Below are 18,275 nucleotides of genomic sequence, written 5' to 3'. Positions count from 1 at the left end.
AGACAAGTATTCGATAAAAAAATACATATTCAACGAAGATTTCCTAACGTCTAGGATTGCGCGAAAAATGCATAATAAGACGACTGACTTCGTTTAAAAAAGGGGGGAGTTTATGTCTTTACTTCATTGGGCGGTATTATCACCGTTTCTATTAGCACTTATTGTACCAATATTGTACAAACTATTTCGACAAATACATACAGGATGGTTTGTATTGATTTTACCGATTATCCTTTTCACCTATTTTTCAAGGATCATTTCCTTGACCAAACAAGGGGATATCATTACGGAAAGGGCAACATGGATTCCTTCTCTCGGAATTCATATTGATTTCTATGTCGATGGACTGGGGCTTTTGTTCGCCTTGCTCATTACAGGTATAGGTTCACTCGTCGTTCTGTATTCAATTTTCTATTTATCGAAAGAGAAAGAAAGGCTGAACCAATTTTACGTCTTCCTTTTACTATTCATGGGAGCGATGCTTGGTGTCGTCCTATCCGATAATCTAATTGTCCTTTATTCGTTTTGGGAATTCACGAGTTTATCATCTTTTCTATTGATAGGATATTGGAATGAAAGGGAGCGTTCACGTTATGGAGCACAGAAATCCCTGCTGATCACTGTGCTTGGAGGCTTAAGCATGCTTGGGGGCATCATTCTCCTTTCCATTATGGGGAACACATTCAGCATACGTGAATTGATTGCCCAAAGCGGGGAACTTATGGACCACTCGCTCTTCATTCCTGCACTTTTGCTTGTGCTGCTTGGTGCGTTCACTAAATCCGCACAGTTCCCGTTCCATATCTGGCTTCCTGATGCGATGGAAGCCCCTACACCCGTCAGTGCTTACCTTCATTCCGCCACAATGGTCAAGGCTGGTATTTATTTGGTTGCCCGATTAAGCCCTGTTTTTGCGGAATCAGGATTATGGTTCTGGCTCGTTTCAATCGTCGGATTGATCACCCTGTTCTGGGGCTCATTCTCTGCAATCAAGCAGACTGATTTGAAGGGGATTCTCGCTTTTTCCACCATCAGTCAGCTCGGATTGATCATGTCGCTTTTGGGACTTGGTGCGGCGGCACTCCACTATGAAGCGTTGGGGGAAAATATATACTTGGCAGCCACGGTTGCAGCAGTATTCCACTTGATTAATCATGCGACCTTTAAAGGCAGCCTTTTCATGGTTGCAGGCATCATTGATCATGAAACTGGTACGCGCGATATCAGAAAGCTTGGCGGATTGATGCAGTTGATGCCGATTACTTTCACCGTCGCCGTAATAGGTGCTTTTTCAATGGCCGGCCTTCCGCCCTTCAATGGTTTTTTAAGTAAAGAAATGTTCTTGGCCAGCATGGTGGATGTACTGAAACTGAATATCTTCAATATGGAGACATGGGGCGTGCTGTTCCCTGTGCTGGCATGGGTTGCCAGTGTATTCACGTTTATTTATAGCATGATCGTCGTGCTCAAACCCTTTACAGGCAAACTTCAGTTACACCTATTGGACAAGAAGCCCCATGAAGCACCGATCGGAATGTTAATTTCTCCGATCATCCTTGCTTCGTTGGTCATCGTTTTCGGTATTTTTCCAAACTTGCTATCTTCGTCGATCATTAAACCTGCGGTAGCCGGCATACAGCCAAGCTTGGTGGATCCGGATTTCCAAGTCCATATCACCTTCTGGCATGGATTCCAACCTGAAGTATGGATGACCATCGGCATCATAGCATTTGGAATTCTTTTATACAAGATGCTTCCGAAGTGGCAGAAGATCACTCAGTGGATTCCTGAACGTATATCCCTGAATGCTTTGTATGATAACGGGGTAAGAGGGCTCGAACGCTCAGCTTCCTCCGTCATGAAAGTATTAATGACAGGTTCGATTCGGACGTATCTGCTTTCAATCTTCCTTTTCTTCATTCTTTCCTTGGGCTTTACGCTCTATTGGAAGGATGCATTTAAATTGGATACAGGGAATTTTGCCCCGATCGGCATATATGAATTGGTATTGGCTGCGATCATCGTGATTGGCTCGATCGCCATTCTGTTTGCAAGATCCCGTTTAACTTCCATTATCATCTTAGGAGCCGTCGGTTATACGATTTCCTTATTTTTCGTTTTGCTGCGGGCACCGGACTTAGCCCTGACTCAACTAGTCATCGAAACGATTTCGGTAGCGCTGTTTTTGCTCTGTTTCTTCCACCTTCCGTTAATGGCAAGCAGAAAGGAAGAACGGATGACATTCAAGTTGAATAATGCCCTGATATCCATTGGTGTAGGAGTCATCGTGACATTGATTGCCTTATCGGCACATAGCAATAAACTATTTGATTCCATATCCAATTACTATCTTGAAAATGCTTATAAGGAAGCAGGCGGGAAAAACGTCGTAAATGTCATTCTTGTTGACTTCCGCGGACTTGATACGATGTTTGAAATCAGTGTCCTTTCCATCGCTGCACTCGGAATATTCGCGATGATCAAATTGCGTTTGACAGGGGGAAAAGATAAATCATGAAGCAAAATGACCTGATTCTCCAAACGGTTACGAAAGTCGCCGCCTTTGTTATCTTGCTGTTTGCGGTAGCCATCTTTTTAGGAGGGCATTATTCGCCAGGAGGCGGGTTTGTCGGCGGTTTAATGACTTCGGCCGCCATTGTCCTGCTGTTGCTCGCTTTCGACATTAAAACCGTCACCGGCATCCTGCCGATTGACTATAAATTAATGATCGGGTCAGGCTTGTTCATATCAAGCCTGACCGTAGCCGGCGGGCTATTTTTCGGGGTGCCCCTCATGACACATGTTTATCAATATGTTGATTTACCGCTTCTTGGGCACATCTCGCTTCATACTGCGGTACTTTTTGATCTGGGTGTTTATCTTGTGGTTGTTGGTGTAACGATGACCATTATTCAAACGATAGGGGAGAGTGAATAATGGAACTTTTAATGGCCATTGTGATTGGAATACTATTTATGTGTGCGACCTATTTAATGCTTTCAAAAAGCATTTTAAGAATCATAATCGGTACAGGGCTGCTCAGTCACGGCGCCCACCTTTTGATTTTGACGATGGGCGGTTTGAAAGGCGATTCCGTTCCATTGCTAAGTGATAAAGCAGCATCTTATGTCGATCCGCTTCCGCAAGCACTTATCTTGACGGCGATCGTCATCAGTTTCGGAGTCACATCATTTCTGCTGGTACTCGCTTATCGGACCTACCAGGAACTTGGTACGGATGACATGGAAGAAATGAGAGGTACTGAGACGAATGAATAATCTTACTTTCATGCCTGTTTTATGGCCGCTTTTTACAGGCATCCTGCTCATTTTCTTTGCAAAAAAAGTCAAGCTGCAAAGAGGGATATCCCTTACTTCCTCTCTTATCGGAATTGTAATTTCCCTTTATCTAGTGTTTACGGTCCATACTCAAGGGATCTTGACTTTAGGTGTCGGCAGCTGGGAGGCGCCATTCGGGATCGTGATCGTCGCAGATATGCTTTCTTCGCTGCTGGTACTGACCACGAATGTCATTGGATTGGCTATACTGCTTTACTCGTTTTACTCCATAGGGGAAGAACGTGAAAGACATTATTATTATCCTGTATTTCAATTTTTGCTGATTGGAGTAAACGGTGCTTTCCTTACGGGGGATCTTTTCAATCTATTCGTATTCTTCGAAGTCATGCTGATGGCTTCCTACGTGCTGCTGGTACTGGGAGGGACGAAAATCCAACTGAGGGAATCATTGAAGTATATTATCGTCAATGTGCTTTCCTCTTCCTTTTTCGTCATCATGGTGGCGTATCTTTATTCAGTTCTAGGAACATTGAACATGGCGGACATCAGCCAAAGGATAACGGAAGTCAACCAACCTGGAATCATCTCGGTAATAGCGATTGGATTTCTGATCGTATTCGGTTTGAAGGGAGCCATTTTCCCGCTCTTCCAATGGCTGCCAGGGTCCTATTATGCTCCGCCCATTCCAGTGATGGCTCTATTCGGGGCATTGCTGACAAAGGTCGGGATATATTCCATTTTCAGGACTTATACACTCATGTTTTATCATGACCAGGATTTCACCCATACTTTCCTTGCGATACTTGCAATCTTGACTATCATCATCGGTGTCATTGGTGCGATAGCCTATTGGGATGTTAAAAAAATCATCATTTACAATATCATCATCGCCGTCGGGGTTATCCTATTCGGAATCTCCATCATGAATGAACAGGGCTTATCGGGGTCCATTCTCTATATCATTCATGACATGCTCATCAAGGCTGCACTCTTCCTGCTCGTTGGCATCATGATCAAAATCAGCGGATCGGATGATTTGCGGGACATGGGCGGCTTGATCAAGCAATATCCGGCCGTTGCATGGACCTTCTTCATAGCTGCCATATCATTGGCGGGGATTCCCCCGTTCAGCGGTTTTGCCGGCAAGCTCCTGATTCTTCAAGGAGCTGCAGAAAAAGGAGCCTACTTCGGAATGGCCGTTGTCTTGCTTTCAAGCTTGATGGTCCTATATTCCGTCATGAAAATATTCATGAATGGCTTTTGGGGAACACCAAAAGCTGATTATGCCTTACCTAATGAAACGGTGAATAAAATGCTGGTTCCTGCTGCCCTCCTCGTGATCATTTCCATTTTATTCGGAGTAGGAACAGAATCGATTTACCCATTCATTACACAAGCTGTAGATGCATTAATGAATCCCGAAATTTATAACAAAGCGGTTTTAAAGGAGTAGTGCCTGATGTCATTCCAAATTTTACTGAATGTGTTCCTTGCGGTTATCTGGATGTTTTTGAAAAATGAGTTTAACGGGAGCACTTTTATCATCGGATATATATTGGGGCTCGGCATCATGTTCGTCTTCCGTCATTTTTTCAATGATCGTTTTTACTTGAAAAGGGTGAATGCCGTCGTTCTATTGCTGCTCATATTCGCAAGGGAACTCATACTTTCCAACATTAGCGTCCTTAAGGCCGTGCTTAAACCGAGTCTGGATATGAGGCCTGGCATATTCGCATTTGAAACCGTGCTGACCAAGGATTGGGAAATTACGATACTATCGAATTTAATTACACTGACACCAGGAACACTTGTCGTTGAAGTATCGGAAGATAATCGGATTCTTTATATCCACGCGATGGATATTGCCGACAAGGAAGAGGCTGTTGACAGCATTAAAAATACATTTGAAAAAGCGATTATGGAGGTGGGCAAATAATGTTCGATCTAATGCTTAAAATCGCGTTGCTCGGTGTTTCGCTTTCCATGATTGGATTCTTATACCGTTTAATCAAAGGGCCTTCCGTGCCGGATCGGGTCATCGCACTCGATGCAATGGGAATCAATCTTATCGCAATCGTTGCACTTGCCTCCATTGTCATGGATACAAGCGCATATCTGGAAGCTATTCTTCTGCTCGGAATTCTATCTTTCATCGGAACGGTCGCTTTCGCCAAATTCCTTGAGAAAGGGGAGATAATCGAAGATGACCGCAATCGTTGAAATCCTATCGGCCCTATTCCTATTAATGGGAGTCTTTCTCTTTTTAGTCTCGGCTTTCGGCATCATCCGGCTGCCCGACGTCTATACAAGAAATCACGCTGCCTCAAAAAGCTCGACACTTGGAATCATGTTCATCCTGATCGGCACCTTGTTATATTTTTATTATAAACATAGCCATTTCGATTTCCGGGTCGTGCTCGCGATCATCTTCATCTTCATGACCAGTCCTGTTGCCGGACATTTAATCATGCGCTCGGCTTATCATACTGGCGTAAAAATGTGGGATCGGAGTGTCCAGGATGATTTAAAGAAAACCCGGTGATCCCTGCCATTGCAAAAGAGCTGCCCTGATTACAGGAGCAGCTCTTTTCTGTTTCAATCTTTTAAAAATACCTGGTCGCCCACTCTGATTTCACCTGTTTGCATGACCGAGGCATATACGCCAAAATGATTTTCCCTTTCCTTGACGACAGTTTTCAGGAGTGATGGATCTCTCTGGGAGTCGCTTGGATCGACAGTTATGATCATACAACGCTCACAATACCTTTTGATCTCCAATTCTACTTCATTTCCGATTAGCATCCTTTTTCCGAACCATTGCTCTTCTAAAAAGGGCGTTTTGTTCACTAAGGATAGCACTAAATTTTGTCTGAATCTCCTGCCATCCAGTTCTTTTCCCCAAAGCTTTGTCAATTCTCCAATCGAAGCATCACTGACAAGCAGGATGTTTTCTTCTTCAATCGCACCTAAAGGAATATGTGCAGGGTGATAAACAACGGGTACTGCCTCCTGTTTTAACAACCGTTCCATTTCCTCCTGAAAGGCTTCCTCTCCCCATGTCAGTACGCTTCCTGAAGGGGTCTTCACTTTGATTTCCGGATATTGGTCAAGCGTTTCCTTTCCAGAAAAAACAGCTTGATAACGGACCATTTCCGGTACTTGGGTTATCGTCAGGAACTTCCCATTTTTGTCTTTAAAGGCATGGCTGCGATCTCCATATAGTCCATAGTCCATCACCTTCGTTTTCTGTACCTGTTCACCAGTGAATGATTTTACAGGATGACGGGTGATTTCTTGTATATGACCCACCAGCATAAAAAAACCTCTTTTCATACAATAGTCTACTGCCATATTATACTTAGACCTGACACTGTAGAATCATTACGCCACTTTATCCGCGATTGTTCTTTTGATTCACTTTGACTTTGATAAGTCGATAACGGCCAATGTACAGCGTGAAATGCAGATAAGATGATCTTCTTCATCACGGATTTTCACGTCCCACACCATCGTCGTCTTCCCGCGATGGATGATGTTCCCTTCAGCGGTAACAAAACCGGAACGGACGCCCCTTACATGATTGGCATTGATTTCAAGGCCGACGACAGCTTGTTTTGTGCTATCTACCAGCTGCATTCCGCCAAAGCTTGCAACAGATTCCGCAAGGGCAACGGACGCTCCCCCATGCAACAAACCATACGGCTGCCTAGTTCGTTCATCCACCGGCATCGTCGCAATGACTTTCCCATCACCGACTTCTTTCATTTCTATCCCCAGCGTGCCTATCAATGACTTTTCAATATTTCTCTCCATCCCAATACCCCCAACTCTCATGTTTTTTCCTGCTATTTACATCAACAAAATGAATCACTATTCATATTAGTATACAAAAAAAGGATGACCCAAGTCTATCAAGTCATCCGTCAATAATGTGAATTGTATTATTTGGAGAGGATTTCTTTTAATTCAAACCAGCTTGTCAGTCTTGGGATATCCAATTCCCTGTTATAGGAGTTATCGATTGCATACACTTTCGTTGGAATATCCAATAAAGTTTCCAACACTGCCGGTTTATCATCAAAATAATAATCCAATTCCAATTTGCGGATCGTATCAATTTTTTCATGATCCTTCATCCCGCAGTAAAAATGGTCATCCTTAACCGGAAAGCCATTTTCAATCAGCCATTTCTTCGTCCGTTCACCATGCTCCGCTTTTCTGGCGGTGATGTAGTAGATTTCATGGCCATCGCGTTCAAGCTCCTGCAGCGTTTCCACTGCGCCCTCGAAGGCTGGACATGATGAATAGTACACTTCATCGGCAAGGCTGTTCCACATCTCGCCCCCAGCCTCTTTATCAAGCCCGAAAGCTTCATGGATCTCCAACGTCTTTAAAGCTCTGAATTTCGTTAACTCTATGTTCGTATTAAGCTTTTCATTATAAAGATGGAACGCGAACTCCCTCAAGTTAATAAGGGTATCGTCAATATCAAAACCGAATTTCATATCCTTCACTCCTATTTAAACATAAGCTGCGGCAAACTGTGATGCGAAGGAAATTTCCTTGTCCACCTGAATGGCCTGTAATCTTTCAATTTCGGCTTTTCTTTCCGGCTCAGCCATTTTCAGTCCAAGGAAGCCAGTATCCTCCTGCCGGATGCATCCAGAAATAAGCTCGGCTAATATATCGGCATCCTTCATGGCACAATTGAGGCCGAACGCACCTGTAGGTGTCATCGTATGGGCAGCATCACCTAATAAAGCAACGCCATCCTTTGTCCACGTTTCACAATAGCTGCTGTAAACATCCAATAAAATGAAGTCCTGCCAAGAGCGGATATTTTCACACACAACCTTTTTTAATTCAGGAAAGGCAAAAAGCAAATCTTCAATGAATGGATCAAAATGCTGTTTTCGCAAATGGGAAAATGAACCATGCTCTATATTCCAGCCAATTTGGATGTAACCTCCAGCCTGAGTGAAGAGGGCAACCTGTGAGCCATTTACCAATGTCATCTTGATCGAAGGCTTCCACCCCTCCGGAGCAGGAATTTTTGCCCACAGTAAATCATAGCCATGATCTTTAATCACTACTGGGATTCCCGCTTTTTTTCTAACGATGGAAAATCTGCCGTCCGCTCCGATTATCAATGAACTTTGCACTTCCAGGTCATTTCCGCCTTTTCGAGCCTTGACACCCGTAAAACGGCCCATTTCATTCTGTATCAAGTCCGTAACCCTCGTATTCATCATCAATTGAAAAGAGTCCAGCTTTTCGGCTTCATTCAATATAGCTGTAAGCAGATGATTTTGAGGGACATGTATCCCAACATGATCGACAGGCCATTCAGGGTAAATGCTTTTATATATGTGGCCGTCATTCCAATATTCAATTTGTTCCATCCTAAGCAAGCCAAGTCTTTCCACACTCTCGAATAAACCGTGCTTTTTAAGAATGCCCTCTCCTTCATCGTTCAAGAACTCGCCCCTGAACTCACTTGAAACCTCAGAATGCCTTTCAAGCAAAACGACTGAAATGCCCTGCTTGGCCAATAGGTAAGCCAGCAGGGCTCCCCCAGGACCTGATCCGACTATGCATACATCTGTTTTAACCAACATGCCTCTTCACCTGTTGTCTATTTTTATTTAGGATAAGCCGTGATGCGTATGTCCTCACCAAACGTTTCCACGCCAGAGAAGGAAACATCCATCGCTTCATCCATCGTATCCACATTCATTCCAGTATACGGTGTTAGTGAGTTTCTTCCGCCCAATAGTTTAGGGGCTATATAAATCAAGTATTTATCAATGAGCCCTTCCCTAAGGAAAGAGGCATTAACTTCGCTTCCGCCTTCCAGCAAGACATCCGTAATCCCCTTTTTATACAGCTCTTCCATCAAAGCCCTTAGATTCAGTCCCGTCTCGTTTTTGGGAACGAAAATGAATTCGATCCCTTTTTCACGTAAAAGGCCCATTTTATCCGCAGGTGCATTTTCCTGCGTTACGATCAAGGTTTTCGCATCTGATACTTGTACAACATTGGCATCCAAGGGAACCCGTAATTCACTGTCTAAAATGATCCGGATCGGATTTTTCCCTCCGCCCTCCGGAAGTCTGGTCGTGAGTGATGGATCATCGGCCAACACAGTCCCGATACCAACTAGAATGGCATCCACCTCATCACGAAGCAAATGAACGGAATGACGTGATTCTTCTCCTGTTATCCATTTTGAATGGCCTGTGTGGGTTGCAAGTTTTCCATCGAGCGTCATCGCATACTTCGATATGACAAATGGGCGATTCGTCAGCATATTGTGAATAAAACGCTCATTCAGCCTTTGAGCTTCCTTTTCCAGGACGCCAACTTCCACTTCAATGCCAGCATCCTTTAGGATCGATATCCCTCTGCCGGCTACTTCCGGATTCGGATCTTGAGTAGCCACAACAACCCGCCGGACACCTGATTCTTTCACCAAATTTGCACAAGGAGGTGTCTTTCCATAATGGGAACAAGGCTCAAGAGTCACATATAGCGTTGCACCTCCTGCATACTCACCCGCCATTTTGAAAGCATGTACTTCCGCATGCGGTTCACCCGCTTTACGGTGGATTCCTGTCCCGGCTATCACACCGTCTTTGACTATGACTGCACCGACCACTGGATTTGGATTCGTCTTTCCTTTTGCACTGGCCGCCAAATCCAGTGCCAGCTTCATGTAATATTGATCATCATTCATACTATAGCTCTCCTTATACAATCAAAGTTGGCTTCTTTTGGGGAATATGTCCAGACTTCTTAACCTTTGTATCCAGATAGAAACTATTATCTTCCGTCAAACCGCCCCAAAGCGGGATATGGTCCTTTGCCGCAAGTCCATGCTTCATGAGGGCATCCAGCTTTTTGGGGTTATTCGTGATTAAAGTCACCGGATCCTCGCGCAGTTCCCTTAACACGCGAATGGCTCCCTCGTAAGATCGCGTATCGTCTTGGAATCCTAAAGCTTCATTCGCCTCGACCGTGTCATAACCTTCCTGCTGAAGCAAATAGGCAAGTGATTTTGAAAATAGGCCAATCCCCCTTCCTTCATGGTCCGCAAGGTAAAAAATGGCCCCGCACCCATGCTCGGCAATCATCTTCATCGATTGGTGGAGCTGGTAGCCGCAATCACAGCGTTTACTGCCGAAGATATCACCTGTGTGACAGATGCTATGCATCCGGACAAGTGCATCCTCCGACTTTTTAAAATCACCATACACCAAGACGGAGGATTGTTGTCCAAAAGCGAGGTTGGCTTCCGAAAGCGAATCAAGCACCGCCTCCTTGTCATTATCCGCGCCGTCAAGCTGAAGCCATGTATACCATTGGAAAACCGTTGAGAAATCTCCTTGTTCAACAGGCAGGTTCACAGGCCCGACAAGGCATATATCAGCTTTCCCCGGGGTTTTGATGATATTCATTTTATCTATTAAAAGGTCTTTTGTTTCCTGGGTTATTTTCATGTTAACATCACCTATTTTATAATTTATAGTGTGCCTTCTCCTTACTTTAGGTAAGTAAGTATATTACTATACACTATACCTGTCAATGAAGCAGTTTACAAACAATAGTGTGTCTTTGATCATAATTTTCAAGAAGTTTTTTTGCAGAAGAAAGGTCATTCACGCTATCATATCGGCTGGCCTTTATACATATTTTAACGTATGACGAAAATGTGTCTATAGACAGACTTAAGGAAAGGAGGGAAACCTTTTGGAGGATTTCCCTTATTTTTTATATGACCCTATCCTATTTCCTCCTCACGCCGGCGTAATGAATCGGGAACGGGAAGGAACATTGCGTCCCTACTCGGCAACCAATCCAGATCTGCTAGTTAAATCGGCAAAGACCTCGCAATCTTTAATGCTTGATGTAAAAAAAGTCATGGATACTTTAGCCACATCCAAGCCTTTCTCGAACCGGTTGATGACTGCTGCCCAAGCATCGAAAACGAGTGTCGTGATCGATATGATCCGACAGATAGGAATTAAGAACGAACCTGATATCACGTATAACCCCGATGGGATTCGTTTTGATTTCTATCCTAAAGCAGGGGAAGAAAATTGTCATATCATCGTCAGCTTGAAATGGAGGGATGCATAACGTCCAACACCTTTTTGGTAAAAAAACCGAAGCCTTTTTTTCGGCTTCGGATATTTGGGTTCATCTTGTTTTCGATTCAAAGGTTTCAACCAATAGTGCAAGCGTCCGTGCCATGACACCGGTAGCCCCTGCCGTGCACAATTCGGAGCTGCTCGAGGTTGTGGATGTTCCAGCAATATCCAGATGTACCCACGGAGTGTCTTCGGCAAATTCGCCGATGAAGGCCCCGCCCATGATCGCATGTCCTGCCCCTCCAGGTGAATTATTCAAATCCGCTATTTTACTATTGCGTACCCGCTCTTTATCCTTTTCTGTAATCGGCAATCTCCAAATGGGCTCCCCGGCCTCCTCTGAGGCTTTGACCACTTGTTCATAGAATTCCGTGTCATTTGTCATTGCACCTGTCATATCCATGCCCAGCGCCGTTATGACACCACCCGTTAAAGTGGCAACGTCAATAAGATAGTCAGCACCATGATGTTTAGCGTAAGTCATGGCATCCGCCAAAACCAGACGGCCTTCCGCATCCGTATTCAATACCTCTATCGTCTTGCCGCTCATGGCAGTGATCACATCATCCGGCTTGAATGCATCACCGCTGATCATGTTATCAGTGGAAGGAATGACAGCCACGACATTTTGGTCCGGTCCCAATTCGCCGATAATTTCCATGGCACCTAAAACAGCTGCCGCACCGCCCATATCCGTCTTCATTCCAACGATTCCAGCCTTCGTTTTCAATGAGTATCCACCCGTATCGAATGTGATGCCTTTACCGACCAACCCGATAACATCCTTCCATTCATCCTTACCTTGATACTTCAGGACAATCATTTTCGGAGGCTCGACCGAACCTTTATTGACAGCAAGGAGTGCGCCCATTCCCAACTTGAGCATATCTTCCTTTTCGAGTATCTCCACTTCAAAACCATAACGTTCGCCCAAGGCAGATGAATAATCCGCCATATCCGTGGAAGTCAACAAATTGCCTGGTGTGTTGACCAATGTTCTGGCTGAGTTCGTCGCCCTTCCGAAGATTCTCCCTACATGAAGCGCGGCACCGACCTCTTCTTGATCAAATTCACTGTAAACCGTAATCGATTCAAGGCTTTTTTCGACCTGGTTCGATTTTTGCTTGTATCCGTCAAATTTATAGGAAGCAAGTTCGAAAGCCTCGGAACAAGCATGCGCTGCGTCCAATGCATCCAGGTTTTCGGTCGTGAATGTATCCAAAGCGATCGAAAGAGTCGTAATCTTGGATTCTTTAATCGTCTTACGCGCTTTTCCCAACGCTTCGCGGAGGGTTTCAAAGGATAGCTCCTTTTCCTTGCCCAACCCTACAAAAATCAACCTCTTTACGCTTAATTTACCTAATGTATGTATTTTGACCACTGCTTTTCTCTTGGAAGAGATTTCTCCGGCTTTCACTAACTCTGTTAGCTGGCCGTCCAATCGTTCATCCGCTTCTTTTCCTATCCCTGTAAATTTTACGGGTCTGTCAAATACGCCTAGAATCAAGCATTCGTCAATCAAATCTATATTCAAGGAATCTTTTACTAAGAACATTCTGCTACCTCCTCCATTCGATTACATTCATTATAACGAAATCTTCAAAAATTTTCGAATAAGGCCCGCGAAAATAATAATAACAAGGGATATAGTTTAGAATGGGTGACTTTAGAGTAATAGTATAAGAAAGATCATATTTATACTTATGCCAGCAGGGAATCGACAGGACTGAATGGAACTAATAATAAGGGCCTTATTCCGAGCAGGATGCATTTACCCATATATGGATTTCATCTTTACTTATAACTAGAAAGAAGGCTGATACTCTTGGAATTATTACTCAACTTCCCTTTAATCGCAGCATTGATTGCCATTTTCTTTGCTCAATTCATTAAAGTGCCCATCCACTTCATAGCATTTCGTAAAGTGAACTGGTCACTCATTAACTCCACAGGCGGTATGCCAAGCTCCCACTCTGCGGCCGTGTCAGCCCTAACCGTAGCGGTAGGGATCGAAACCGGAATGGATTCCCCTGTATTTGCAGTTGCCGCGATCTTTGCAATCATCACGATGTTCGATGCGACAGGAGTGAGACGGCAGGCAGGAGAACAGGCAGCCGTCTTGAACCAGCTCGTTACCGACTTCAATACATTTGTCGAGCAAGCAAAAAACTGGCAGAAAAAAGCAGATAAACAGAAACAGCAACAATTAAAGGAACTGTTGGGCCATAAGCCAATCGAGGTATTTTTCGGAGCCTTGACCGGAGTATTCATTGCACTGGCACTTCACTTTTTCATCTTTCAAGGGTAGGTGTTCAATTTGAAAATAATCTCTCTTTGCCCCAGCAATACGGAACTTTGCACATATCTAGGGATTGAAGATCAGCTGATCGCCATCGATGACTACTCTGATTGGCCTGAAACCATACAGCACCTTCCTAAGGTGGGGCCCGATTTATCGATTGATATTGATCATGTAGAATCACTCAAACCCGATTTGGTGCTGGCTTCACTGAGTGTACCGGGCATGGAAAAAAATGTTGAGGGGCTAAAAGAACGGAACATCCCTCATATCATCTTCAACCCGCAATCACTTGAAGATATCGCAAAAGATTTACTGACCTTGGGCGAGGCCATGGATCTTAAGGAAAAAGCAGAGGAACAGGCTGCCAAATTCCGTGAGGCCATCCTTCAATATAAAAACGTCGCCGACAAAATCGAAACAAAGCCGTCCCTGTATTGGGAATGGTGGCCTAATCCCTTATTCAGCCCAGGGGGAGTTAATTGGTTATCCGAGATCAGCCGGCTTGCAGGAGGATATAACCTTTTCGAAGATGTCGACATGGCAAGCATCCAAGTCACTTCCGAAGAGGTCCAAAAAAAGGATCCCGACCATATTTGCTTAGCTTGGGTCGGTGTCCCTTTACGAAAAGTAAACCCAGAACTGGTCAAGAAACGGAAAGGGTGGACCGATATGAAGGCGGTCCGGAATAACAATATTCACATCATGGAAGAACCTTTATTCTGCCGGCCTTCCCCGCGTTTACTGGATGGGCTTTCCAAATTGGCAAAGACCTTGCATCCTGAAGCCTACAAAAGCATGGCCTAAGGGCGTTCCAATGAAACAGACAATCAAAAAGGCTGCCTTAATTGAGGCAGCCTTTCACCTTCACTTTCTCCGATTTGCCTATCAATCATTAAAAAGCAAAGGAAGATACATTCTCGTTCAGTGTTTTCTCAGCGATTTTCGGCTTGAATACCTGCCTGATCTTGGTTTCATTCAACTTGCTTAACTGTTCTTCGGATAACTCCCCGTTCCCTTTTTGGACAATATATACTTCAAGGGTTTTCTTTCCCCAGTTCTCATACACATCTTGTACCGTTTCGTAGTATAGATCCAGGTGGTTCCCTTTGATCGCACCACCCTTGTCGGCTACAACCCCATATCCATAGCCCGGAATCCAAAGGATGGTTCCGAGAGGGAATACGGCAAGATCGGCGGCAATGGTGGAAAACAGATCCCGTTTCACCTTCACCCCTGAATATGTGATTCCATAGGATGGGCTTTCCGGGTACTTTCCGGTTGACTCATACCCTGCTGTATATCCCGTAGCCAAAACTTCATGCTTCGGGTATTTCGAGAGTTCGATTGCCTCCGCTATCGTCGTGGGACCATTGCTAGTGGATGCCGATGCCATTAGCGTTGCCACTTGACCTCCACTATGGATCGCTTTATATTCGAGACCAAGCATTCGATGTTGTCTCATTGCCTCTTCAAAAGGATGATCTTCAAGCACAGCCCCAAAAACATGATTTAAGGTTGAGTCGATGGCCAAGATAAATAATATGATAATAGCAACCCTCAAAAATAATGCCTTTACAATCTTCATATGTATTAGTTCCACTCCTCTCACAAGGATATTTGTTCCCTTTCCAGAGTGAAAGTATTCATGAAGCATGAAAAGATCCAATTTTCCTTACAAAAAAAGGACCGTCCATAATTGACGGCCCTTCCCACTTTCAAAACATTTGATATCCTTTATTCCTTAGAATCCTGATGACCACTCCAGCTAAAACCGCGCCAAGCAGCCCACTTGATAAAATGATGATGTCTGCCGTATGCAAGGATGTAAGGTTCGTTCCAAGATTAGAAAAAGAGATTCCCGGATTTCTAAAATATTCTATGAGCTTTGTTTCATTGACAATGATGATGAAGACGAGTGGAAATAAGATGACCATGATCCACGAAGAACGAAAGAGCATATTCAGCAAAAAGCCAATTCCGAAAAACAATATGAAAAATAAGAGTATTGAGATAATTAAAACAGGCAATGGCATGTTATTCTTGACCCTCCTTAAAAGCGACATCTTTAGTTTACTGAAAAAATAATTGCTGCGTCAACGACTTATTCCAAATAATACCGAAGAAAAGATAATTACCCAAATCACATGAATAATTTATATGATGTATATCCAAATTGGTCTCCCGGGTTCAACCCGTCTAGCATCGTCTGCATTCTTTCCTTTTTAAAAGCTAAAAGCTGTTCCAATAATAAGGATTGCTTCCCCTCCTGTATGAGTAAATCAGGGTCATAAAATTTAGCTTCATATAATTCATCCAATTGAGCGGTTACGTCAAAACTGATCGGTTTAAGTAAAAATATCAACATATTATCACTTATATCCCCTTTGATGACTCCGCTTCTCACTCCCACAATGCCTTCGATTTCTGTATGAATCCCCGTCTCCTCCAACACTTCCCTTACGACAGCTTCATCGACGGTTTCATCATTTTTTACAAAACCTGCCGGAAGCGACCATTGCCCTTTCAATCCGCCATACCTTTTGTTCACGACCAGCCACTCACCATTTTCAGATATCACAAGGCCGGACACTGCCAGCCAAACATTTTTGCATCGTTCCACAAAACCCACTTCCCCTACATTCCTTATAATTAGTGTAAACTCCAACCAGCAGAAAAGCATAAGATGATGCCAAAGATTAAGGATCCTTTCCTTGATTAAGCTTCGTCATCCCCATTATATTCCGCATAAGAAAAGTGCATACTCCCCTCGAATGGCACACCCAACAAGCATGAGAATGCCAATGAAAAAGCCATTCGGGGACAATCCCCAAATGGCCATTATTGATCTATCGAAAAATTAAAGGACGTTGAATTTACCTTTTTTAGCAACAAGGGAAGCTCCGCCAATCATTAACAATGCTCTGTTATCAACCATTTTCTTCATGAATGATGCAGTCTTACCTGTAACCTTCTTGCCGAATACAACACCAATCGCGTTGTCTTCACCGAGTGAACATACCGTTCCTTTGTTTTCGAAAGTGAACGTTTCAAGGTCGCTTTCGTTACGAACCAATTTAGTCAGGTTCTTCGCAATGACCTCACCTTGCTGCATAGCTATTTGTGCAGTAGGTGGATATGGACGATTAATCTCCTCGTTGATGATCAAAGCGCAATCCCCTACGATGAAAATATCGTCATGACCCGGAGCCCGCATGTCTAGGTTCACTTTTATACGTCCGCGCATAGCTTCAAAACCGGAAGCCTCTATCACGGAGTTACCACGTACGCCAGCTGCCCATACAACAGTTCCCGCCTTGATTTCTTCCACTTCATCTTCGCCTTTTGCCACGATGATGCCTTCAGGAGTCGCCCCCTTGATCGGTGTACCGATTTTGAATTCCACACCTTTTTTCTCAAGGTAAGATACTGCATAATCCACCAATTCCGGATCGAAGCCAGGGAGGACGGCTGGTGCTGCCTCCACACAGTACATACGGACCTTTTGGAAATCGATGTCGTATTCTTTACAAAGTTCAGGGACACGGTTAGCCAATTCGCCAAGGAATTCGATACCCGTAAATCCTGCTCCTCCAACAACGATCGTCAAGCGGTCTTCATTCTTCTCGACCTCAGAACTGTACGTAGCGAATTGCAATTGGATATGGTCACGGATTTTTCGTGCAGTGTTCACGTTAGAGATAGAAAAAGCATATTCTTTTAGCCCTTGGATTCCGAATGTTTCCGATTCAGGTCCAAGTCCAATCACTAAATAATCATAAGAAATTTCGCCGTTTTCAAGGATGACCTTTTTGTTCTCTGTTTTCACTTCCAAAACAGAATCCTGGATGAATTTAACTTTGCTGTTAATGACACTTTTGATTGGGTAGCGGACACGATCATGATGAAGCGTTCCAGCGGATGCCTCATGCAGCCATGTTGTTTCATAGTGGTAATCATTTTTGTTAACTAATACGATTTCTGCTTCATTTTGACCTAATGCCTTCTGTAAGCGAGTAACAGTCATCAATCCACCATAACCTGCTCCTAAAACAACGATTGTTGGCTTTTTCAAAAGTATTCTTCCACCTTTACGATATTTTCTTGTGATGCTTTCCATAACTAAAATATATTGTCTATCTTATTAATTTCCATTATAAAAAGCACTCTTATACATTTGTGACGTATTTCACGTAACACTTCGTAAATGTCATAAAAAATTCATAAAAATTTTACCAAATGATGTCTAAGTAAATATTAGTCTTTTTCCATACCTTTTTCAAGTAACAAACCGAACTTTTTCAGGTTAAAATAAAGCCGAAAAACGGTATTTTTCACCCAGTTCCGAACCATATTTATACGATATGCTTAACATTGGTAAACCGTAATTTCACCCACTTTTGAAAGAGGATAAAGAACATTCATCATGAAACTGTCCATATATAGTCAAAACTTTCTCATTTTTCAAACTTTATCCGTTTTTTAAAAGATCATCTATGTTAAAATAAGAAGATAAATTTCAGCAAA

At 43.6% G+C, this 18,275-nt stretch carries 22 protein-coding genes; 11 read left to right on the top strand and 11 right to left on the bottom strand.

Translation table 11 applies throughout. The annotated features are described in order from the left end of the window. Positions 1 to 112: 112 nt before the first annotated feature. From Q8G36_RS01380 to mnhG, 7 genes are read left to right on the top strand one after another with little or no spacing between them, the layout of a single operon-like run. Positions 113 to 2,518 (top strand): Na+/H+ antiporter subunit A, encoded by a 2,406-nt coding sequence (locus tag Q8G36_RS01380; protein WP_305158617.1) that lies wholly within the window; start codon positions 113 to 115, stop codon positions 2,516 to 2,518. Then, positions 2,515 to 2,937 (top strand): Na(+)/H(+) antiporter subunit B, encoded by a 423-nt coding sequence (locus tag Q8G36_RS01375; RefSeq protein WP_053536727.1) that lies wholly within the window; start codon positions 2,515 to 2,517, stop codon positions 2,935 to 2,937. The genes Q8G36_RS01380 and Q8G36_RS01375 overlap by 4 nt, the downstream gene beginning before the upstream one ends. Beyond that, positions 2,937 to 3,278, top strand: coding sequence for a Na(+)/H(+) antiporter subunit C (locus tag Q8G36_RS01370; protein WP_305158616.1), 342 nt, complete (start codon positions 2,937 to 2,939; stop codon positions 3,276 to 3,278). The genes Q8G36_RS01375 and Q8G36_RS01370 overlap by 1 nt, the downstream gene beginning before the upstream one ends. Continuing rightward, on the top strand, positions 3,271 to 4,752 hold the full coding sequence (locus tag Q8G36_RS01365) for a Na+/H+ antiporter subunit D (RefSeq protein ID WP_305158615.1): 1,482 nt from the start codon (positions 3,271 to 3,273) through the stop codon (positions 4,750 to 4,752). The genes Q8G36_RS01370 and Q8G36_RS01365 overlap by 8 nt, the downstream gene beginning before the upstream one ends. Before the next feature lie 6 nt (positions 4,753 to 4,758). Next, positions 4,759 to 5,235 carry a Na+/H+ antiporter subunit E gene (locus Q8G36_RS01360; protein WP_305158614.1) on the top strand — a complete coding sequence of 159 codons (477 nt, stop codon included), beginning with the start codon at positions 4,759 to 4,761 and terminating at the stop codon, positions 5,233 to 5,235. A gap of 11 nt (positions 5,236 to 5,246) precedes the next feature. Continuing rightward, a complete protein-coding gene (locus tag Q8G36_RS01355) occupies positions 5,247 to 5,519 on the top strand; it encodes a Na(+)/H(+) antiporter subunit F1 (RefSeq protein ID WP_370023645.1) in 273 nt (90 codons plus the stop codon). Then, positions 5,503 to 5,841, top strand: coding sequence for a monovalent cation/H(+) antiporter subunit G (mnhG, locus tag Q8G36_RS01350; RefSeq protein ID WP_048687653.1), 339 nt, complete (start codon positions 5,503 to 5,505; stop codon positions 5,839 to 5,841). Before Q8G36_RS01355 ends, mnhG begins: the two co-directional genes overlap by 17 nt. Before the next feature lie 53 nt (positions 5,842 to 5,894). Here mnhG and Q8G36_RS01345 read toward each other — a convergent pair whose 3' ends face one another. From Q8G36_RS01345 to Q8G36_RS01320, 6 genes are all read right to left on the bottom strand, one after another. Continuing rightward, entirely contained in the window at positions 5,895 to 6,614 is a 720-nt protein-coding gene (locus tag Q8G36_RS01345; protein WP_305158613.1) for an MOSC domain-containing protein, read from the bottom strand. Positions 6,615 to 6,713: 99 nt separating this feature from the next. Next, the gene (locus Q8G36_RS01340) at positions 6,714 to 7,112 is read right to left on the bottom strand and encodes a hotdog fold thioesterase (protein WP_305158612.1); all 399 of its coding nucleotides are present in this window, start codon (positions 7,110 to 7,112) and stop codon (positions 6,714 to 6,716) included. 128 nt (positions 7,113 to 7,240) lie between these two features. Next, positions 7,241 to 7,804, bottom strand: coding sequence for a 5' nucleotidase, NT5C type (locus tag Q8G36_RS01335; RefSeq protein ID WP_305158611.1), 564 nt, complete (start codon positions 7,802 to 7,804; stop codon positions 7,241 to 7,243). A gap of 15 nt (positions 7,805 to 7,819) precedes the next feature. Next, complete coding sequence (locus Q8G36_RS01330) at positions 7,820 to 8,917, bottom strand: FAD-dependent monooxygenase (RefSeq protein WP_305158610.1); 1,098 nt, start codon at positions 8,915 to 8,917, stop codon at positions 7,820 to 7,822. A gap of 23 nt (positions 8,918 to 8,940) precedes the next feature. Then, on the bottom strand, positions 8,941 to 10,035 hold the full coding sequence (gene ribD / locus Q8G36_RS01325) for a bifunctional diaminohydroxyphosphoribosylaminopyrimidine deaminase/5-amino-6-(5-phosphoribosylamino)uracil reductase RibD (RefSeq protein ID WP_305158609.1): 1,095 nt from the start codon (positions 10,033 to 10,035) through the stop codon (positions 8,941 to 8,943). A gap of 13 nt (positions 10,036 to 10,048) precedes the next feature. Further along, positions 10,049 to 10,798: a GTP cyclohydrolase II gene (locus tag Q8G36_RS01320; RefSeq protein WP_305158608.1), complete on the bottom strand. Its 750-nt coding sequence runs from the start codon at positions 10,796 to 10,798 to the stop codon at positions 10,049 to 10,051. A gap of 250 nt (positions 10,799 to 11,048) precedes the next feature. On the opposite strand from Q8G36_RS01320, the gene Q8G36_RS01315 reads away from it, so the two are divergent. Beyond that, entirely contained in the window at positions 11,049 to 11,438 is a 390-nt protein-coding gene (locus Q8G36_RS01315; protein ID WP_305158607.1) for a hypothetical protein, read from the top strand. A gap of 60 nt (positions 11,439 to 11,498) precedes the next feature. On the opposite strand, the gene Q8G36_RS01310 is transcribed toward Q8G36_RS01315, so the two are convergent. Next, entirely contained in the window at positions 11,499 to 13,004 is a 1,506-nt protein-coding gene (locus Q8G36_RS01310; RefSeq protein ID WP_305158606.1) for a leucyl aminopeptidase, read from the bottom strand. 270 nt (positions 13,005 to 13,274) lie between these two features. Here Q8G36_RS01310 and Q8G36_RS01305 point away from each other — a divergent pair, with 270 nt between their 5' ends. Both Q8G36_RS01305 and Q8G36_RS01300 read left to right on the top strand, forming a co-directional pair. Next, the gene (locus Q8G36_RS01305; RefSeq protein ID WP_034310222.1) at positions 13,275 to 13,757 is read left to right on the top strand and encodes a divergent PAP2 family protein; all 483 of its coding nucleotides are present in this window, start codon (positions 13,275 to 13,277) and stop codon (positions 13,755 to 13,757) included. Positions 13,758 to 13,766: 9 nt separating this feature from the next. Next, a complete protein-coding gene (locus Q8G36_RS01300) occupies positions 13,767 to 14,555 on the top strand; it encodes a cobalamin-binding protein (RefSeq protein ID WP_305158605.1) in 789 nt (262 codons plus the stop codon). A gap of 88 nt (positions 14,556 to 14,643) precedes the next feature. On the opposite strand, the gene Q8G36_RS01295 is transcribed toward Q8G36_RS01300, so the two are convergent. The 3 genes from Q8G36_RS01295 to Q8G36_RS01285 all read right to left on the bottom strand — a co-directional run bounded on the left by Q8G36_RS01295 (position 14,644) and on the right by Q8G36_RS01285 (position 16,371). After that, a complete protein-coding gene (locus tag Q8G36_RS01295) occupies positions 14,644 to 15,336 on the bottom strand; it encodes a 3D domain-containing protein (RefSeq protein ID WP_305158604.1) in 693 nt (230 codons plus the stop codon). Positions 15,337 to 15,466: 130 nt separating this feature from the next. Further along, complete coding sequence (locus Q8G36_RS01290) at positions 15,467 to 15,784, bottom strand: YuiB family protein (RefSeq protein WP_305158603.1); 318 nt, start codon at positions 15,782 to 15,784, stop codon at positions 15,467 to 15,469. 107 nt (positions 15,785 to 15,891) lie between these two features. Next, positions 15,892 to 16,371 carry an NUDIX domain-containing protein gene (locus tag Q8G36_RS01285; protein ID WP_305158602.1) on the bottom strand — a complete coding sequence of 160 codons (480 nt, stop codon included), beginning with the start codon at positions 16,369 to 16,371 and terminating at the stop codon, positions 15,892 to 15,894. A gap of 91 nt (positions 16,372 to 16,462) precedes the next feature. Here Q8G36_RS01285 and Q8G36_RS01280 point away from each other — a divergent pair, with 91 nt between their 5' ends. Further along, positions 16,463 to 16,612 (top strand): hypothetical protein, encoded by a 150-nt coding sequence (locus Q8G36_RS01280; protein WP_305274906.1) that lies wholly within the window; start codon positions 16,463 to 16,465, stop codon positions 16,610 to 16,612. Here Q8G36_RS01280 and Q8G36_RS01275 read toward each other — a convergent pair. Further along, entirely contained in the window at positions 16,609 to 17,823 is a 1,215-nt protein-coding gene (locus Q8G36_RS01275) for an NAD(P)/FAD-dependent oxidoreductase (RefSeq protein WP_305158601.1), read from the bottom strand. The genes Q8G36_RS01280 and Q8G36_RS01275 overlap by 4 nt on opposite strands. Between the last annotated feature and the right edge of the window lie 452 nt (positions 17,824 to 18,275).

Source organism: Peribacillus frigoritolerans, assembly GCF_030676415.1.
Lineage (GTDB): Bacteria > Bacillota > Bacilli > Bacillales > DSM-1321 > Peribacillus > Peribacillus frigoritolerans_A.
Note: the sequence above shows the minus strand (reverse complement) of the source record. Positions and strands in the feature narration are given on the sequence as shown.

What these genes read in the sequence shown, in the direction of transcription:
- Q8G36_RS01345 (WP_305158613.1), bottom strand. Translation starts at nt 6,614, where the DNA reads ATGCTGGTGGGTCATATACAAGAAATCACCCGTCATCCTGTAAAATCA.
- Q8G36_RS01340 (WP_305158612.1), bottom strand. Translation starts at nt 7,112, where the DNA reads ATGGAGAGAAATATTGAAAAGTCATTGATAGGCACGCTGGGGATAGAA.
- Q8G36_RS01330 (WP_305158610.1), bottom strand. Translation starts at nt 8,917, where the DNA reads ATGTTGGTTAAAACAGATGTATGCATAGTCGGATCAGGTCCTGGGGGA.
- Q8G36_RS01335 (WP_305158611.1), bottom strand. Translation starts at nt 7,804, where the DNA reads ATGAAATTCGGTTTTGATATTGACGATACCCTTATTAACTTGAGGGAG.
- Q8G36_RS01310 (WP_305158606.1), bottom strand. Translation starts at nt 13,004, where the DNA reads ATGTTCTTAGTAAAAGATTCCTTGAATATAGATTTGATTGACGAATGC.
- Q8G36_RS01380 (WP_305158617.1), top strand. Translation starts at nt 113, where the DNA reads ATGTCTTTACTTCATTGGGCGGTATTATCACCGTTTCTATTAGCACTT.
- Q8G36_RS01355 (WP_370023645.1), top strand. Translation starts at nt 5,247, where the DNA reads ATGCTTAAAATCGCGTTGCTCGGTGTTTCGCTTTCCATGATTGGATTC.
- Q8G36_RS01365 (WP_305158615.1), top strand. Translation starts at nt 3,271, where the DNA reads ATGAATAATCTTACTTTCATGCCTGTTTTATGGCCGCTTTTTACAGGC.
- Q8G36_RS01370 (WP_305158616.1), top strand. Translation starts at nt 2,937, where the DNA reads ATGGAACTTTTAATGGCCATTGTGATTGGAATACTATTTATGTGTGCG.
- ribD (WP_305158609.1), bottom strand. Translation starts at nt 10,035, where the DNA reads ATGAATGATGATCAATATTACATGAAGCTGGCACTGGATTTGGCGGCC.
- mnhG (WP_048687653.1), top strand. Translation starts at nt 5,503, where the DNA reads ATGACCGCAATCGTTGAAATCCTATCGGCCCTATTCCTATTAATGGGA.
- Q8G36_RS01320 (WP_305158608.1), bottom strand. Translation starts at nt 10,798, where the DNA reads ATGAAAATAACCCAGGAAACAAAAGACCTTTTAATAGATAAAATGAAT.
- Q8G36_RS01295 (WP_305158604.1), bottom strand. Translation starts at nt 15,336, where the DNA reads ATGAAGATTGTAAAGGCATTATTTTTGAGGGTTGCTATTATCATATTA.
- Q8G36_RS01375 (WP_053536727.1), top strand. Translation starts at nt 2,515, where the DNA reads ATGAAGCAAAATGACCTGATTCTCCAAACGGTTACGAAAGTCGCCGCC.
- Q8G36_RS01290 (WP_305158603.1), bottom strand. Translation starts at nt 15,784, where the DNA reads ATGCCATTGCCTGTTTTAATTATCTCAATACTCTTATTTTTCATATTG.
- Q8G36_RS01360 (WP_305158614.1), top strand. Translation starts at nt 4,759, where the DNA reads ATGTCATTCCAAATTTTACTGAATGTGTTCCTTGCGGTTATCTGGATG.